Source organism: Rhizobium leguminosarum bv. trifolii WSM2297, assembly GCF_000271845.1.
In genome coordinates this window covers 3,189,495-3,203,195 of the sequence record NZ_JH719395.1, presented here as the reverse complement: position 1 = coordinate 3,203,195, position 13,701 = coordinate 3,189,495, and the positions used below count along the sequence as shown (strand labels likewise).

17 protein-coding genes and 1 tRNA gene are annotated in these 13,701 nt (G+C 62.0%); 6 read left to right on the top strand and 12 right to left on the bottom strand.

Annotated features, from left to right (window positions below):
- Positions 1-64: 64 nt before the first annotated feature.
- The 7 genes from RLEG4DRAFT_RS30705 to RLEG4DRAFT_RS30675 form a co-directional block, all read right to left on the bottom strand.
- Positions 65-946 (bottom strand): 3-hydroxybutyryl-CoA dehydrogenase, encoded by an 882-nt coding sequence (locus RLEG4DRAFT_RS30705; protein ID WP_003582611.1) that lies wholly within the window; start codon positions 944-946, stop codon positions 65-67.
- 209 nt (positions 947-1,155) lie between these two features.
- On the bottom strand, positions 1,156-2,085 hold the full coding sequence (locus RLEG4DRAFT_RS30700; RefSeq protein WP_003582610.1) for an electron transfer flavoprotein subunit alpha/FixB family protein: 930 nt from the start codon (positions 2,083-2,085) through the stop codon (positions 1,156-1,158).
- A gap of 24 nt (positions 2,086-2,109) precedes the next feature.
- The gene (locus RLEG4DRAFT_RS30695) at positions 2,110-2,859 is read right to left on the bottom strand and encodes an electron transfer flavoprotein subunit beta/FixA family protein (RefSeq protein WP_003582609.1); all 750 of its coding nucleotides are present in this window, start codon (positions 2,857-2,859) and stop codon (positions 2,110-2,112) included.
- Positions 2,860-3,021: 162 nt separating this feature from the next.
- Positions 3,022-3,819 (bottom strand): rhomboid family intramembrane serine protease, encoded by a 798-nt coding sequence (locus tag RLEG4DRAFT_RS30690; protein WP_003582608.1) that lies wholly within the window; start codon positions 3,817-3,819, stop codon positions 3,022-3,024.
- Positions 3,820-3,852: 33 nt separating this feature from the next.
- Positions 3,853-4,431 (bottom strand): cob(I)yrinic acid a,c-diamide adenosyltransferase, encoded by a 579-nt coding sequence (locus tag RLEG4DRAFT_RS30685; protein ID WP_003582607.1) that lies wholly within the window; start codon positions 4,429-4,431, stop codon positions 3,853-3,855.
- Positions 4,432-4,770: 339 nt separating this feature from the next.
- On the bottom strand, positions 4,771-4,974 hold the full coding sequence (locus tag RLEG4DRAFT_RS30680; RefSeq protein ID WP_003582606.1) for a twin transmembrane helix small protein: 204 nt from the start codon (positions 4,972-4,974) through the stop codon (positions 4,771-4,773).
- Positions 4,975-4,988: 14 nt separating this feature from the next.
- Positions 4,989-5,822 (bottom strand): SDR family oxidoreductase, encoded by an 834-nt coding sequence (locus RLEG4DRAFT_RS30675; protein WP_003582604.1) that lies wholly within the window; start codon positions 5,820-5,822, stop codon positions 4,989-4,991.
- Positions 5,823-5,898: 76 nt separating this feature from the next.
- Between RLEG4DRAFT_RS30675 and RLEG4DRAFT_RS30670 the strand changes: the two genes are divergently transcribed.
- The gene (locus RLEG4DRAFT_RS30670; RefSeq protein WP_003582602.1) at positions 5,899-6,822 is read left to right on the top strand and encodes a YihY/virulence factor BrkB family protein; all 924 of its coding nucleotides are present in this window, start codon (positions 5,899-5,901) and stop codon (positions 6,820-6,822) included.
- Here the strand turns inward: RLEG4DRAFT_RS30670 and gluQRS are convergent.
- Positions 6,787-7,668 (bottom strand): tRNA glutamyl-Q(34) synthetase GluQRS, encoded by an 882-nt coding sequence (gene gluQRS, locus RLEG4DRAFT_RS30665; protein ID WP_003582601.1) that lies wholly within the window; start codon positions 7,666-7,668, stop codon positions 6,787-6,789. The two genes, RLEG4DRAFT_RS30670 and gluQRS, sit on opposite strands and share 36 nt — an antisense overlap.
- On the opposite strand from gluQRS, the gene RLEG4DRAFT_RS30660 reads away from it, so the two are divergent.
- A complete protein-coding gene (locus tag RLEG4DRAFT_RS30660) occupies positions 7,667-8,359 on the top strand; it encodes a DNA-3-methyladenine glycosylase family protein (protein WP_037094383.1) in 693 nt (230 codons plus the stop codon). The two genes, gluQRS and RLEG4DRAFT_RS30660, sit on opposite strands and share 2 nt — an antisense overlap.
- Positions 8,360-8,470: 111 nt before the next feature.
- Positions 8,471-9,028 (top strand): HNH endonuclease, encoded by a 558-nt coding sequence (locus RLEG4DRAFT_RS30655; RefSeq protein ID WP_003567029.1) that lies wholly within the window; start codon positions 8,471-8,473, stop codon positions 9,026-9,028.
- An 11-nt stretch (positions 9,029-9,039) separates the two neighbouring features.
- On the opposite strand, the gene RLEG4DRAFT_RS30650 is transcribed toward RLEG4DRAFT_RS30655, so the two are convergent.
- Together RLEG4DRAFT_RS30650 and RLEG4DRAFT_RS30645 are read right to left on the bottom strand one after the other, a co-directional pair.
- Entirely contained in the window at positions 9,040-9,555 is a 516-nt protein-coding gene (locus tag RLEG4DRAFT_RS30650; protein ID WP_003582597.1) for a disulfide bond formation protein B, read from the bottom strand.
- 22 nt (positions 9,556-9,577) lie between these two features.
- Positions 9,578-10,168 carry a YqaA family protein gene (locus tag RLEG4DRAFT_RS30645; protein WP_003582594.1) on the bottom strand — a complete coding sequence of 197 codons (591 nt, stop codon included), beginning with the start codon at positions 10,166-10,168 and terminating at the stop codon, positions 9,578-9,580.
- A gap of 258 nt (positions 10,169-10,426) precedes the next feature.
- On the opposite strand from RLEG4DRAFT_RS30645, the gene RLEG4DRAFT_RS30640 reads away from it, so the two are divergent.
- Complete coding sequence (locus tag RLEG4DRAFT_RS30640; RefSeq protein ID WP_037094934.1) at positions 10,427-10,711, top strand: hypothetical protein; 285 nt, start codon at positions 10,427-10,429, stop codon at positions 10,709-10,711.
- A 13-nt stretch (positions 10,712-10,724) separates the two neighbouring features.
- On the opposite strand, the gene RLEG4DRAFT_RS30635 is transcribed toward RLEG4DRAFT_RS30640, so the two are convergent.
- Positions 10,725-12,473, bottom strand: coding sequence for a cation:proton antiporter (locus tag RLEG4DRAFT_RS30635; protein WP_003582589.1), 1,749 nt, complete (start codon positions 12,471-12,473; stop codon positions 10,725-10,727).
- A gap of 189 nt (positions 12,474-12,662) precedes the next feature.
- Here RLEG4DRAFT_RS30635 and RLEG4DRAFT_RS30630 point away from each other — a divergent pair, with 189 nt between their 5' ends.
- Together RLEG4DRAFT_RS30630 and RLEG4DRAFT_RS30625 are read left to right on the top strand one after the other, a co-directional pair.
- A complete protein-coding gene (locus tag RLEG4DRAFT_RS30630) occupies positions 12,663-12,947 on the top strand; it encodes a hypothetical protein (RefSeq protein ID WP_003582587.1) in 285 nt (94 codons plus the stop codon).
- A 167-nt stretch (positions 12,948-13,114) separates the two neighbouring features.
- A complete protein-coding gene (locus RLEG4DRAFT_RS30625; protein WP_003582583.1) occupies positions 13,115-13,402 on the top strand; it encodes a hypothetical protein in 288 nt (95 codons plus the stop codon).
- 121 nt (positions 13,403-13,523) lie between these two features.
- Here RLEG4DRAFT_RS30625 and RLEG4DRAFT_RS30620 read toward each other — a convergent pair.
- A tRNA-Leu gene (locus RLEG4DRAFT_RS30620) sits at positions 13,524-13,608 on the bottom strand.
- Between the last annotated feature and the right edge of the window lie 93 nt (positions 13,609-13,701).

Genomic DNA, 13,701 nt, shown 5'->3' with positions numbered 1-13,701 from the left:
CGGCCGGTCGATCATCCGACTCCGTTTGAGCCAACAGAATGTTGCAATCTAACCCGGAAAGGCTCTAACGCGTCGGGACCGGCACTTCACCGCGATAGTCGTAGAAGCCGCGTCCGGACTTGCGTCCGAGCCAGCCGGCCTCGACATATTTCACTAGCAGCGGGCAGGGACGGTATTTCGAGTCCGCCAAGCCGTCGTGCAGCACCTGCATGATCGAAAGGCAGGTGTCGAGGCCGATGAAATCGGCAAGCTGCAGCGGCCCCATCGGATGGTTGGCGCCGAGCTTCATCGCCGTGTCGATCGCGTCGACCGTGCCGACGCCTTCATAGAGGGTGTAGATCGCCTCGTTGATCATCGGCAGCAGGATGCGGTTGACGATGAAGGCCGGGAAATCCTCAGCGACGGTGATGGTCTTTTCCAGCGTGCCGACAAATTCCTTGGCGGCGGAGAAGGTCTTCTCATCGGTCGCGATGCCGCGCACCAGTTCGACCAGCTTCATCACCGGCACCGGGTTCATGAAATGAATGCCCATGAAGCGTTCGGGGCGGTCGGTGGCGGCGGCAAGCCGGGTGATGGAAAGGGAAGAGGTGTTGGTGGCAAGCAGCGCTTCCGGCTTCAGGACCGGACAGACCTGCGCATAGATCTTGCGCTTGACCGTTTCGTCCTCAGTGGCGGCCTCGATGACGAGATCGGACGGAGCCAGATCGTTGATATCGGAAGAGCCCGAGATGAGCGACAAGGTCGACTTGCGCTCCTCTTCGGTCATTTTGCCGTTCGTCACCAGCCGAGCAAGGTTGCCATTGACGGTGGCAAGGCCGGACTCGATGCGATCCTGTGAGAGATCGTAGATGTGAACCCTGTAACCTGCGGCGGCCGAAACATGCGCGATGCCGCAGCCCATCTGGCCGGCACCGATAATACCAATATTCTTCAACACCGCATTCATCTCCAAACCCCCGCACGGCATTCGCCCCCGCGCTGCCGCATTTTTTAGCAATGCTGCCGGACGAAGGATCGCCCTGCAGCAGTAGTAGCCCGATAAAAGATAATTTTCCAGTCATTCGCAAGTGCGAAAGAAAAGCATTTGGCGCGTTTGAAGCGCGCCGCGATCTTTCGGATTCGCTTTTGGCGCTTTCGGTCTTTGCGCGACCTGTTTTACAGCGCCTTTTCCAATTCCGGCAGGGCCTCGAACAGATCGGCGACCAGGCCGTAATCGGCGACCTGGAAGATCGGCGCCTCCTCGTCCTTGTTGATGGCGACGATCACCTTACTGTCCTTCATGCCGGCCAGATGCTGGATGGCCCCGGAGATGCCGGCGGCGATATAAAGATCAGGCGCCACCACCTTGCCGGTCTGGCCGACCTGCCAATCGTTCGGCGCGTAACCGGCATCGACGGCGGCTCTGGAGGCGCCGACGGCAGCCCCGAGCTTGTCGGCAAGCGGCAGGATGACTTCCTTGAATTTTTCCGCAGAACCGAGTGCCCGGCCGCCGGAGAGGATGATCTTCGCCGAGGTCAGCTCCGGACGGTCGGAGGCCGACAGCGCATCGCCGACGAAACGCGACAGACCCGGATCGGAAACGGCGGGGATCGCCTCGACGCTAGCCGAGCCGCTTGTCGGTGCCGAGCCAAAGGAGGCGGTGCGCACGGTAATCACCTTCTTGGCATCGCTTGCCTGCACCGTCTGGATGGCATTGCCGGCATAGATCGGCCGCTTGAAGGTATCGGGGCTGACAACCTCGATGATCTCGGAGACCTGGGCGACATCGAGCAGCGCCGCCACCCGCGGCAGCACGTTCTTGCCGACCGAGGTGGCGGCAGAGAGGATGGTGTCATAGCTGCCGGCCAGCGAGACGATCAGGTCGGCAAGCGGTTCGGCCAGGTTGTTGGCAAGTTCGTCGCTTTCGGCCAGCAGCACCTTGGAGACGCCGGAGAGTTTGGCAGCGGCATCGGCAGCAGCCTTGGCGGCCTTGCCGGCGACGAGCACATGCACGTCGCCACCGATCTGGGAAGCGGCCGTCAGCGCCTTGGCGGTCTGGTCGGAAAGGCTGGCATTGTCGTGATCGGCCAGAAGAAGAATGGTCATGGTGTTTGTTCTCTCTTTCCTGCCTTAAAGCACGCCGGCTTCGTTCTTCAGCTTGTCGACAAGTTCGGCGACCGACTTGACCTTGACGCCGGCCTTGCGGCCACTGGGCTCCTCGGTCTTCAGCACCTTCAGCCGCGGCGTCGTATCGACACCGAAATCATCAGGCGACTTCTTGTCGAGCGGCTTCTTCTTCGCCTTCATGATGTTCGGCAGCGAGGCATAACGCGGTTCGTTCAGCCGAAGGTCCGAGGTGACCACCGCCGGCAGCTTGATCTCGATCGTCTGCAGGCCGCCATCGACTTCGCGGGTCACTTGGGCTTTGCCGTCACCGATCTCGATCTTCGAGGCGAAGGTCGCCTGGGCATAGCCCAAGAGAGCCGCCAGCATCTGGCCGGTCTGGTTGCTGTCGTCGTCGATTGCCTGCTTGCCGACGATAACAAGACCCGGCTGTTCGGCATCGGCCACCGCTTTGAGGATCTTGGCGACGGCGAGCGGCTCGACTGCATCGTCGGTCTCGACCAGGATCGCCCGGTCGGCGCCCATGGCAAGCGCGGTCCTCAGCGTCTCCTCGGCCTTGGCAGGGCCGATCGACACCACCACCACTTCCTCGGCCTTGCCGGCTTCCTTCAGCCGCAGCGCCTCTTCCACCGAGATCTCGTCGAACGGGTTCATCGACATCTTCACATTGGCAAGCTCGACACCGGAACCATCCGGCTTCACCCGGATCTTCACGTTGTAGTCGACAACCCGTTTGACTGGGACGAGAATCTTCATGGGGTCCTTCCTTCAGGGAAATTGGCTTCAGCGAAAATGCGCGCTCGCGCGCCATTTCGATTGTCGAATGGCGACATGGATACGCGCTTTTCCTCCAAATACAACGCTTCCATGTCGCCGGCGGGCGATTTGCCGGGCAATATATTGACGTTTACGTTCACGTCAATATTCTTGTCGGCGCCGCCCCCAGGGAAGGCGCTGGGCGTTCCGCCCGGCTGCGTCTGCGATGATGGACGGACCGGCATCGGGATCGCTTCTCACGGCGCGGGGCGTGACGATCTCCCTGTCGAAGAGCGGCACACCTGGTCGACGCAACACCAGGATCAGAAGAGCCCCGGCAAGGATGCCGCCGACATGCGCACCCCAGGAAACGTCGCCGTCGGGTGCAATCGCCAGCATGAAGAATTGCTGGCCGATCCACAAAAGCAGCGGCACGAAGGCCGGCAGCGGCAGCGGCAGGCGGAAGAACACCAGAACCCAGACCCTGACGCGCGGATGCAGCAAGACATAGGCGGCGACCACACCGGAAATCGCCCCCGAGGCGCCGACCAGCGGCGCTTGCGACGTCATGGTCAGCAGGCCGTGGCAGAGTGCGCCGGCGGCCGCGCAGAGAAGATAGAAAATCAGGAAACGCAGATGTCCCATCGCGTCCTCGACATTGTCGCCGAAGACCCAGAGGAAGATCATGTTGCCGGCGAGATGCCAGAAGCCGGAATGGACGAAGGCATAGGTGAGGTAAGTCAGCGGCTCCGGCACGATTTCCAGCCCCTGCGCCAGCACCGCGTCGCCAAAGGCGATCGCCGGGATATAGCCGAGGCCGACGGTGGTTGCCTGGGCTGCCTGCTCGCTCTCCAGGCTGGTCAGGAGCCAGATTGCCACATTCAGCCCGATCAGCGAGAGCGTAACCCACTGGACCTTGATATGTTTCAGCGTATTGGCGTCGTGAAGTGGTATGAACATAAAGGCCCCCCGGCGATCGTCATCGCGGCAAGCCTATCTGTTTTTTCCCGGAACCCAAAGCACATCCGCTTGGCCTCGGTCATTTGCATGACGTGCGGCGACGAAGAGGAAATCGGAGAGCCGGTTGACATATTTCCTCGCCGGCTCGCTGACGGTTTCGCCATCGGTGCGGGCAAGCGCCACCATCAAACGCTCGGCGCGGCGCGCGATCGTGCGGGCCAGATGCAGCTGCGCGGCGGCTGGGCTGCCGCCCGGCAGGATGAAGGATTTCAGCGGCTCCAGGCCGGCGTTCAGCTGGTCGATATCGTGCTCGAGGCGGTCGACCTGGGTGTCGACGATCCGCAGCGGCTCGTAGGTCGGCGGCTCGCCGGTATCGGGGGTGGCGAGATCGGCGCCGAGATCGAAGAGATCGTTCTGGATCGACATCAGCATCGCGTCGAGTTCGGGCAGGCCTGAAGTGTGCAGCCGCGCGACACCGATCGCCGAATTGGCTTCGTCGATCGTGCCATAGGCCTCGACGCGCAGATCGTCCTTTGCCCGGCGCGGGCCGGAAACCAGCCCGGTCGTGCCGTCATCGCCGGTTTTCGTGTAGATCTTGTTGAGTTTCACCATGTTGCACCGCCTGTTGGCGGGAGGATGGCCGTGCCATCCCAACCTCGGTCATGCCTGTGGTCAGGCTCGACGCGGGGTAAGTCAAAGGAATCCAATGCGCGTCCGCATTGTGGATAGGTCCGCCCGCCCCAAGCTCCGTCATGCTCGGGCTTGACCCGAGCATCCACACGGCGCCCACCAGTAGCCGCGGCATGGATCCTCGGCTCAAGGCCGAGGATGACGGAGAGTGGAGTTGGCCTTTTCGCCAAACTTGACGCTGCCTGGAGAGACACCTCATCCGGCATCACGTCTCCTCTGTCATTCCCATTCGCCATCAAACCAACCACTCCAGGGTTTTCCTCACGTCGGCCGGCCGCCGCCGGTGATCCAGAGGGTGATCATAATCAGGATGACGGCGATTGCCTGCAGCAGGACGCGCAGCTGCATCAGCTTGTTGGACCGGTTGGCATCGCCGCCCTTCATCATGTTGAAGAGGCCGCGGATCAGGACGAGGGCGACGGCGCCCATGACGATGATCGCGAGGATATAGGTGACCGTGGACATGGCATTCAGCTTTCTCAGTCCGTCCAGCGCATCAGGCGGTAGAAGAGGTCTGCCGGAAGCAGCCGCTTCAGGAACATGCCCTGCTTGGCCGGTGTCGTTACAGGATAATGTGGCCTCGGATTTTTCGAGTTCAATGCGTGTTTCAATACGGAATAGACCGCCTCCGGGCCAAGTCTATGGCGGTTGACCGGACCGGATCCGTCAAGCCTTGCCAGTTGCCTGACATAATCGGCCGCGTGCGGCGAATTCGTAAGGTCGATATGCTCCTTGAACTTGGCGAGCGCGTTGGCGGTGAAACGCGTGGCGATCGGTCCCGGCTCGATCAGGCTCACATGGATGCCGCTGCCCTGCAGTTCCATGCGCAGAGTGATGCTGAGGCCTTCGAGCGCGAATTTGGAAGCCGTATAGGCGCCGCGATAGCGATAGGGCAGGACGCCGAGGATCGACGAGCATTGCACGATCCGCCCCTCCTTGCGTTTGCGCATCGCCGGGATCACCTGGCGCGTCAATTCGTGCCAGCCGAAGAAATTCGCTTCGAACTGGGCCCGCAGCGCTGACGTCGACAGATCCTCGACGGCGCCCGGCTGGCCATAGGCGCCGTTGTTGAAGAGCGCATCGATGCGGCCGCCGCTGCGTTCGAGAACCGCGCCGACCAGCTCCGAAATCGTTTCGGTCCTGGCATAGTCCATCAGGAAGGCTTCGATGCCGTCTGCCTCCAGCCCCGGCAGATCTTCCGGTTTGCGTACCGTCGCGAAGACGCGCCAGCCATCGGCTTTCAGCGCCCGCGCGCAATGAGCGCCGATACCGGACGAGCATCCGGTTACGACGATGGTGCGCTCTCCCGCCATGGAATGATTCCTGTACAAAATGGGACTCGTTTCCCATATTCGGCCAGAGGATACAATCTGGAAAGCCGGGGACGGAATGCCGAAGGCGCTGCGCACGATCTACGACGTGGTCTATGACGCGATCTGTCACATGGTCGAGGATGACGGCTTTGCCATGGCGAGCCATGTGGCGCTGTCGAGCTTGCTTGCGGTTTTCCCCTTCCTGATCTTCGGCACGGCGCTGGCAAGCTTTCTCGGCGCCGATCAGTTCTCCTCGACGGCCATCCATCTGATCTTCGACACCTGGCCGGAGGCGATCGCCAAGCCGCTCGCCGACCAGGTGCTGCAGGTGCTGACCATTCCGCGCGGCGGGCTGCTGACGATCTCGGTGCTGGCGGCCGCCTATTTCGCCTCGAACGGCGTCGAGGCGCTGCGCATCTCGCTTAACCGCGCCTACCGGGTGCAGGAGACGCGGCCATGGTACTTCACCCGCCTCGCCAGCCTCGGCTATGTGCTGATCGCAGTGATTATCTTTGCGGCGATCAGCATCCTGCTGGTCGCCGTGCCGCTGGCTCTCGATTATGCCAGGAACTGGTTTCCGCTGTTTGCCGATACGCTCGACATCGTCTTCAGCTGGCGCATCTACGGCACGCTTTTCGTGCTGACCGTCGGATTGCTGGTCATGCATCTCTGGTTGCCGGCCGGCAAGCGGCGGGTCTTCGACGTCATTCCGGGCGTGCTGCTGACCCTACTGCTTTGGCTCGCCGGGGCGCTGATCTTTGCCTATTATCTCGCAACCTTCGCCAATTATACTGCAACCTATGCCGGTCTCGCCTCCGTCATGATCGTGCTGATCTTCCTCTATATGGTCGGCGTCATCTTCATCATCGGCGCGGAGATCAATGCGGCGCTGATCAAGTTCCGCGTCTTCCGGATGTTCTCCCACACGCTTTCGATCGTCGGCAGAGAGCGGGTCGAAAGGCCGTCAGAGCCCGACAAGGCGGCGAATATCCATTCCTGACATGCCGCGGGCGCGCAATTCGCCGATGCCGCTGTCGCCCTGGCTTTTCGAAAGCTTGCGGCCGCTCGCGTCGAGAATGAGGCGATGATGATGATAGACCGGCTGCGGCAGGCCGAGCAGGACTTGCAGCAGCCGGTGCACCGACGTCGCGGGAAAGAGGTCGAGCCCGCGCACCACATGGGTGACACCCTGGAGCGCATCGTCGACCACCACCGAAAGATGATAACTCGACGGGGCGTCCGAGCGCGACAGGATGACATCGCCCCAGACTTCCGGCTCGGCGGCGATCTCGCCCGATCTGCCGTCGCCGCTTTCCGTCCAGAACAGCAGCTCGCCGATCAGATCGAGCGCCTTGCGCATATCGAGGCGCCAGGCATGTTTCTGCCCCGAGGTCAGCAAGCCCCGCCATTCGTCCTTAGGGCGCTCGCGATCATTGGCGGGGTAATGCGGAGTGCCGTCGGGATCGCGCGGCCAAGACCGGCCGGTCGCCTCATAGGCCGTGACGCGCGCCTTCACCTCGCCGCGCGTCAGGAAGGCGGGATAGACCAGGCCGCGTTCGATCAGCGCGTGCAGTGCTGCCTGATATTCGGGAAAATGTTCCGACTGGCGCCGCGCCGGGCTTTTCCAGCCAATCCCCAGCCAGTCGAGATCCCTGAGGATGCCGGCCTCAAACGCGGACGTGCAGCGCGCCTGGTCGATATCCTCGATGCGCAGCAGCAGGCGGCCATGCGCGGCCTCCGCCATGTCGCGGTTCAACAGCGCCGAGAGGGCATGACCGAGATGCAGCTGCCCGTTGGGGCTCGGCGCAAAACGAAAGACAGGTTTTTGACGCTCGCTCATGGTCATGCTTTCTTCTGCCATGGATTCGGTTTTTGAACCACTGCGAGGCCACGTGCAGATCATCCGCAACGAAGACGACGTCAGGCAGGGGCTCGAAGCGCTGCTTCGCCTCGATCCCCGCCTTGTGCCGGTTGCGGCAGATGCCGGGCCCGTTCCGCTGCGGCTGCGCGAACCCGGTTTTGCCGGCCTTGCCCATATTATCGTCTCGCAAATGGTGTCGCGCGCCAGCGCCGATGCGATCTGGCGGCGCATGCTGCCGGCGGACGGTCTCTTAACCGCCGAAGGCTACGCACTGCTTCACGCCGAGGCCTGGCGCGATTTCGGCCTGTCGCGCGCCAAGGCCGAGACCCTGTCGCGGATCGCCGAAGCCGTTGCCTCCGGCCGGCTCGATCTTGCCGGGCTTTGCCTGAAGCCGCCTGAAGAAGCGCTTGGCGAGCTGACGGCGCTGAAGGGCGTCGGTCCGTGGACGGCGGAGGTCTATCTGATGTTCTGCGGCGGCCATGCCGATGTGTTTCCGGCCGGCGATGTCGCGCTGCAGAACGCTGTCGGTGCGGCATTCGGTCTCGCGGCACGGCCTGAAGCAAAGGCGCTGAGTGCCCTGGCGGAAGTCTGGTCGCCATGGCGCTCGGTGGCGGCGCGGCTTTTCTGGGCCTATTACGCCACGAAAACGCGCCGCGACATGGTGCCGACCGGCTGATCGGCAATACTCTTCAAATTGCCTTTATCCTCTGAATTTATTGGACTTCACAATCCTGTAACAACCGGCCTAATATACAGGTGCAGATGCCGAATCGATCAGGAGAGTCCCTTGACGATTGCAGTCTCCCCCCAGGCCCTGCCAGCGCTCGTCCTGAACGCTGACTACCGGCCACTGAGTTATTACCCCTTGTCGCTGTGGTCCTGGCAGGACGCGATCAAGGCGGTATTTCTCGACCGTGTGAATATCATAGCAGAGTATGAGCATTCGGTTTCCTCGCCGAGTTTTTCGATGCGGCTTCCGAGTGTCGTGTGCCTGAAGACTTACGTTCAGCCGTCCCGCAATCCCGCATTCACCCGGTTCAACGTCTTCCTGCGCGACCGGTTCGAGTGCCAGTATTGCGGCGCCCATGACGACCTGACCTTCGATCACGTCATCCCGCGCGCCCATGGCGGCGAGACGACATGGGAAAATGTCGTGGCGGCCTGCTCTCCCTGCAATCTGCGCAAGGGCAGCAAGCTTCCGAAGCAGGCAAGCATGTTCCCGGCGCAGAAGCCCTATCAGCCGACGGTGCAGGATCTGCACAATAATGGCCGGCTGTTCCCGCCAAACTATCTGCACGACAGCTGGCTCGACTATCTCTACTGGGATACCGAACTGCAGCCGTAATCCAAGTGGCCTTAGGCGGCCTTGCGAACGCCAACGAAGGCGAAGGCTGCGAGCAGAATTCCGGCGATCACGTTCCAGCCAGCAAAAGACAGGCCGAGCACCCGCAGCGCCGCATCGGTGCAGGACGGGCCCTTGATCGTGTTGAGCTCGCCGAGCAGATCGCCGGCATTGGTCGTCATGCTGCTTGCCGTCGTCGAACAAGTGGCGGGGCCTGGCCAGAAATGCCATTCGACGCCCGCGTGATAGACGCCCATGCCCGCCGTAACCAGCATCAGCATGCCGGCCGCAAGAATAAGCGCGCGGGTGATCCAGTTCGGCAGGCCGACGAGTTCCGAAATTGCGGCGAGGATCGCAATCGGGATGGCGTAATAATAGGGCTGGCGCTGCAAGAGGCAGAGCGCGCAGGGGATATAGCCGCCGATATATTGGAAACCGAGCGCCGTGCCGACCGCAGCCGCCATGCCGATGGCGAGCAATATGGAATAGACAAAGCCGGGGCGGGCGAGCGGCGAGGAAGTGGCAGTCATGGCGGAACTCCGCAAGATAGGCCTAGTGAGCGAAAGAGCGATAGCCGACGTAGAGCACGATCACGGCACCGGCACCGATGCCGACGATCTGCCCGAGGCGCTTCTCGATGAAATCACGGATCGGCTCGCCGTAGCGGCGCAGCAGCCAGGCGAGAAACAGGAAACGCGCGCCGCGCGCAACGATCGCCGAAACAATGAAAAGACCCAGATTGACGTGGATGACGCCGGACAGGATCGTAACGATCTTGATCGGCGGCAGATGTGCCAGACCTGAGGTGACAAGCAGCAGCAGGATCCACTCGTAGGTGACATAGGCCTTCATCTCTTCGAAGGCATCGAGCTTGCCGTAAAACTCAAGAACCGGCCGCGCCACTGTCTCATAGGCGTAAAAGCCGAGCGCCCAGCCGGCGATGCCGCCGAGCACGGAGGCGACAGTTGCAATCACCGCGTAGCGATAGGAGCGCTCCGGCTTGGCAAGCGCCATCGGCAGGAACAAGACATCGGCGGGGACGAGAAAGACGGAGCTTTCGACGAAGGCGATGACGGCGAGCCAGACTTCGGCCGATTTGCGCGCGGCCAGAGACATGGTCCAGTCGTAAAGTCTGCGGAGCATTCCGTTTCCTTCCTGTTGCGGTGCAAAAAGCTTTAGGGGCCGTGCGCGGCGCTGTAAATGCTCGCCCGTGTCCTTCGTGCCACCGCCATCCAAAAATTTTCGTGATGTGGGGCATCGACGCCTCTCCCAAGATTTCACGGGATTGCGAATCGGCCATTCTGCGGCAAGCTGTCAGAGCATGATGCCGAAAAGTGTGGGCGGTTTTCGGACGACATCATGCTCCAGCTGAATTGGGTCGACGTGCAGGGTGGCAAAACGATGTTCAAAGTGATCGAAGGCGGCCGCGGGCAGGCCATGCAAATGGATGTCCAGGCTGAAGAGGGTGGCAGGCCGAGCCGAGACGATGTGCGCCGGGAGGCGGCGCGGCGGCTCAGCGAAAGCGGCTATCATCTGTCCCGCATTCGGGAGTTTGCGACCGGCATGCCGATGCTGGCGGCTCTCAAACACCTGTCGCTGCAGATCGATTTTGCAGCGGAAGCCTTGTCAAGGCTCGACCCGATCCCCGAGGATTTCCGCTCCGACGGTTATTGGCCGGCGCGCTGAGACTTTTTGCGTTTCACGACAGGTCCATCGACTTTTCCCACTGCTGACGCAGGACGTTCATCTCCGTGCGTTTCTGGGCCATCTCGCTGACGGCGGCGCGCAGATTGGGATGGTGTGACATGAACATGTTGAAGTCGCGCCGCTCGAGCACCTCGAACTGGCAGAAGTCGACGGCGATGACGTCGGCGGTGCGGCGTCCACCGGTGAGAAGCGCCATCTCCCCGAAAAAGGCGCCAGGCTCCAGGCGGATCGCACCGCTTGCGAGCCGTACCTCCACCGCCCCCGACGAGATAAAGTACATGCTGTCGCCGCGATCGCCGCGGCGGATGACGCGTTCGCCGGGTGGAGCGGACCTCGCCTTGAAGAGCAGCAGCAGCTCCTCCTGGGCGTCCTCGCCGACCTCGGAGAACAGCGGGAAGGTTTCGATCAGCTGCTGCATCTTCAACTGATGCTGGCGCTCGCGCTCCTCGCCGAGCGCCCTGATCTTTTCCAGTTCCTTGCCGAGCGCCTTCTGCCTCTTTCTGCCGTAGTTTTCGAAAAGGGAGGGCCACGTCGAATGGGCGTATTTCTTCAGCCTGTCGGTCGCCAGGATCACGATCGGGTTGAGCGTGATCGACAGGATTGCGGCGGCAAGGATCAGATCCTGGCCCTCATGCGGCAGAAGCCCGAGCGAGACGCCGAGGCCGGCGAGGATGAAGGAGAATTCACCGATCTGGGCAAGGCCGCCGGCCAATGTCAGCCCCAGGCCGATCGGATATCGCAGCAGCAGGACGATGAGGAAGGTGATGATGCCCTTGCCGAGGATGACGAGCGCCAGCGCGCCGATCACTGCGAGCGGCTGGCGGACCAGGATCGAGGGGTCGAAGAGCATGCCGACGGAGACGAAGAACAGCACGGAGAAAGCGTTCTGCAGCGGCAGCGAATCGGCCGCCGCCCTGTGGCTGAGCTGGGATTCGCTCATGACGACGCCGGCAAAAAAGGCGCCGAGCGCAAAGGAGACGCCAAAGATCGCCGCCGAGCCGAAGGCGATGCCGAGCGCGATCGCCAGCACCGTCAGTGTGAAGAGTTCGCGCGAGCCGGTGCGGGCGATCATCGTCAGCAGCCACGGCACGATGCGGGGGCCGAGGAAGATCGCCATGGCGGCGAAGGCGGTCACTTTCAGCAGCGTCAGGCCGATCGTCAGCGCCAGCGACAACTCGCCGAGACCGTGATTTGTCGCTTCAACCGCGTGGCCACCGAGGAGCTCGGCGAGCGCCGGCAGCAGCACCAGCGCCAACACCATCACCAGATCCTCGACGATCAGCCAGCCGACGGCGACGCGGCCGCTTGGCGCGTTGACGAGATTGCGCTCCTCCAGCGCCTTTAGCAGCACGACGGTGCTTGCCACCGACAGGCTGAGGCCCAAGACGATGCCGGCGCCGAGGCTCCAGCCCCAGAGTTTACAAAGGCCGATGCCCAACAGGGTGGCGAGGATAATGCGTCCGATCGCGCCCGGCACGGCGATCCCGCGCACGGCGAGCAGGTCGGAGGCGGAAAAATGCAGGCCGACGCCGAACATCAGCAGGATGACGCCCATTTCGGCGAGCTGGCCGGCAAGGGCGCTATCGGCCACGAAGCCCGGCGTGAACGGCCCCATCAGGATGCCGGCCATCAGGTAGCCCACGAGCGGCGGCAGCCGCAGCCGGTCGGCGCCATAGCCCAGGATCGCCGCGAAGACGAAACTGACGGCAACCGTCGCGATGAGTCCTACTTGCTGATGCACGTCTGCCCTCTCTTCTTTAGCGGCGGCCACTTTGGACGAAGCGCGAGCAAAATTAAACAGGTGATTTGGGTGGCGGGGGGCCCTCGTTCCCGGTTCCGTCGGTGAGGTGCAGGGATAGTCTGCCGTCGGCGATGTTGGAACCACTTGCGTTTTGTCTCGTTGCCCTTTGATCAAGAAAGGAGTAACGACATGCGGAAGATCATCCTGAATTGTACTGTGGCGGCCCTTGCCGCCTGCTCGTTTGCAGCGCCTGTTCTCGCCGACAGCGTTTATGTCAGGGAACGTTCCTATGATGACGGCTATCGTCATGAACGGGTACGGCCCGGCATTACCATCAGCGAGCGTGGCGTCACTTTCGGAGCGGTGCGCGAACGTGAGCACCGCCGCTATCGCGACAGCGGCTGTGAAACCAGAAGCGTCACCCGACAGACCGACGAAGGCGAAGTGACCAAAACGGTCCGCCGCTGCGACTGACCAGACATAAGCGCAAAGACGAAACCCGGTTCCGACGAGCCGGGTTTTCGTCTTTCGCGGCGCGAATACCGCAATGCAGTGGTGAAACTCGTCCGTCGGTGTTATGAGCACGCCTTTGGTAGAAGCGCACTCCCAGCGCAAACAACTCCTGCACAGGATCTTTTAGTATGATTGAGCTTACGCCGTCCCAGATCGCCGCACTGAAACTCGCGAGGGATGGAGACCTTTACCCTCAGCCGGCCAATAAATGGACGCATCAGAACGCGACCGTCACCTACGCAAAAACCGACCGCTGGAAAGAACGCCCCCAGAAAATCAAATCGGTCACTGCCAAGACATTGGGTGAGTTAAAGGAACCGGGTTTTCTCGAGCGTCGGCACCTCGACGACGATGGCTCGAAAGACGTCTACGGCATCACCATGGCCGGCAAGATGTGGCTGCTGAAGAACAAGTAGTCTAGGTGCAGCTGACTGGAGCATTGTCCGGTCCGCCTTCGTTCCTGCGGAACTATGGCGCGACAGCCTCCGCTTAGCTGCTCTCTCGGCCCGCCGGGCCGAAGCTCCGCAGAGCGAAGGCTGGTGCCCCATGCCGGAGTCGAACCAGCACTTCTTTCGAAACTCGATTTTGAGTCGAGCGCGTCTACCAATTCCGCCAATGGGGCAACGGATACGAACGGGCGGCTGTCTAACATGCGAGCGGCCGCACGCGCAAGACGCGCGAGTGAAGTTATCGAACTGATCCGGTAGAGAGATCC

Excerpts from the sequence above, each read along its gene's own strand:
- RLEG4DRAFT_RS30705 (WP_003582611.1), bottom strand. The coding sequence starts at position 946 with ATGAATGCGGTGTTGAAGAATATTGGTATTATCGGTGCCGGCCAGATG.
- RLEG4DRAFT_RS30700 (WP_003582610.1), bottom strand. The coding sequence starts at position 2,085 with ATGACCATTCTTCTTCTGGCCGATCACGACAATGCCAGCCTTTCCGAC.
- RLEG4DRAFT_RS30695 (WP_003582609.1), bottom strand. The coding sequence starts at position 2,859 with ATGAAGATTCTCGTCCCAGTCAAACGGGTTGTCGACTACAACGTGAAG.
- RLEG4DRAFT_RS30690 (WP_003582608.1), bottom strand. The coding sequence starts at position 3,819 with ATGTTCATACCACTTCACGACGCCAATACGCTGAAACATATCAAGGTC.
- RLEG4DRAFT_RS30685 (WP_003582607.1), bottom strand. The coding sequence starts at position 4,431 with ATGGTGAAACTCAACAAGATCTACACGAAAACCGGCGATGACGGCACG.
- RLEG4DRAFT_RS30680 (WP_003582606.1), bottom strand. The coding sequence starts at position 4,974 with ATGTCCACGGTCACCTATATCCTCGCGATCATCGTCATGGGCGCCGTC.
- RLEG4DRAFT_RS30675 (WP_003582604.1), bottom strand. The coding sequence starts at position 5,822 with ATGGCGGGAGAGCGCACCATCGTCGTAACCGGATGCTCGTCCGGTATC.
- RLEG4DRAFT_RS30670 (WP_003582602.1), top strand. The coding sequence starts at position 5,899 with ATGCCGAAGGCGCTGCGCACGATCTACGACGTGGTCTATGACGCGATC.
- RLEG4DRAFT_RS30660 (WP_037094383.1), top strand. The coding sequence starts at position 7,667 with ATGCTTTCTTCTGCCATGGATTCGGTTTTTGAACCACTGCGAGGCCAC.
- gluQRS (WP_003582601.1), bottom strand. The coding sequence starts at position 7,668 with ATGACCATGAGCGAGCGTCAAAAACCTGTCTTTCGTTTTGCGCCGAGC.
- RLEG4DRAFT_RS30650 (WP_003582597.1), bottom strand. The coding sequence starts at position 9,555 with ATGACTGCCACTTCCTCGCCGCTCGCCCGCCCCGGCTTTGTCTATTCC.
- RLEG4DRAFT_RS30645 (WP_003582594.1), bottom strand. The coding sequence starts at position 10,168 with ATGCTCCGCAGACTTTACGACTGGACCATGTCTCTGGCCGCGCGCAAA.
- RLEG4DRAFT_RS30640 (WP_037094934.1), top strand. The coding sequence starts at position 10,427 with ATGTTCAAAGTGATCGAAGGCGGCCGCGGGCAGGCCATGCAAATGGAT.
- RLEG4DRAFT_RS30630 (WP_003582587.1), top strand. The coding sequence starts at position 12,663 with ATGCGGAAGATCATCCTGAATTGTACTGTGGCGGCCCTTGCCGCCTGC.
- RLEG4DRAFT_RS30625 (WP_003582583.1), top strand. The coding sequence starts at position 13,115 with ATGATTGAGCTTACGCCGTCCCAGATCGCCGCACTGAAACTCGCGAGG.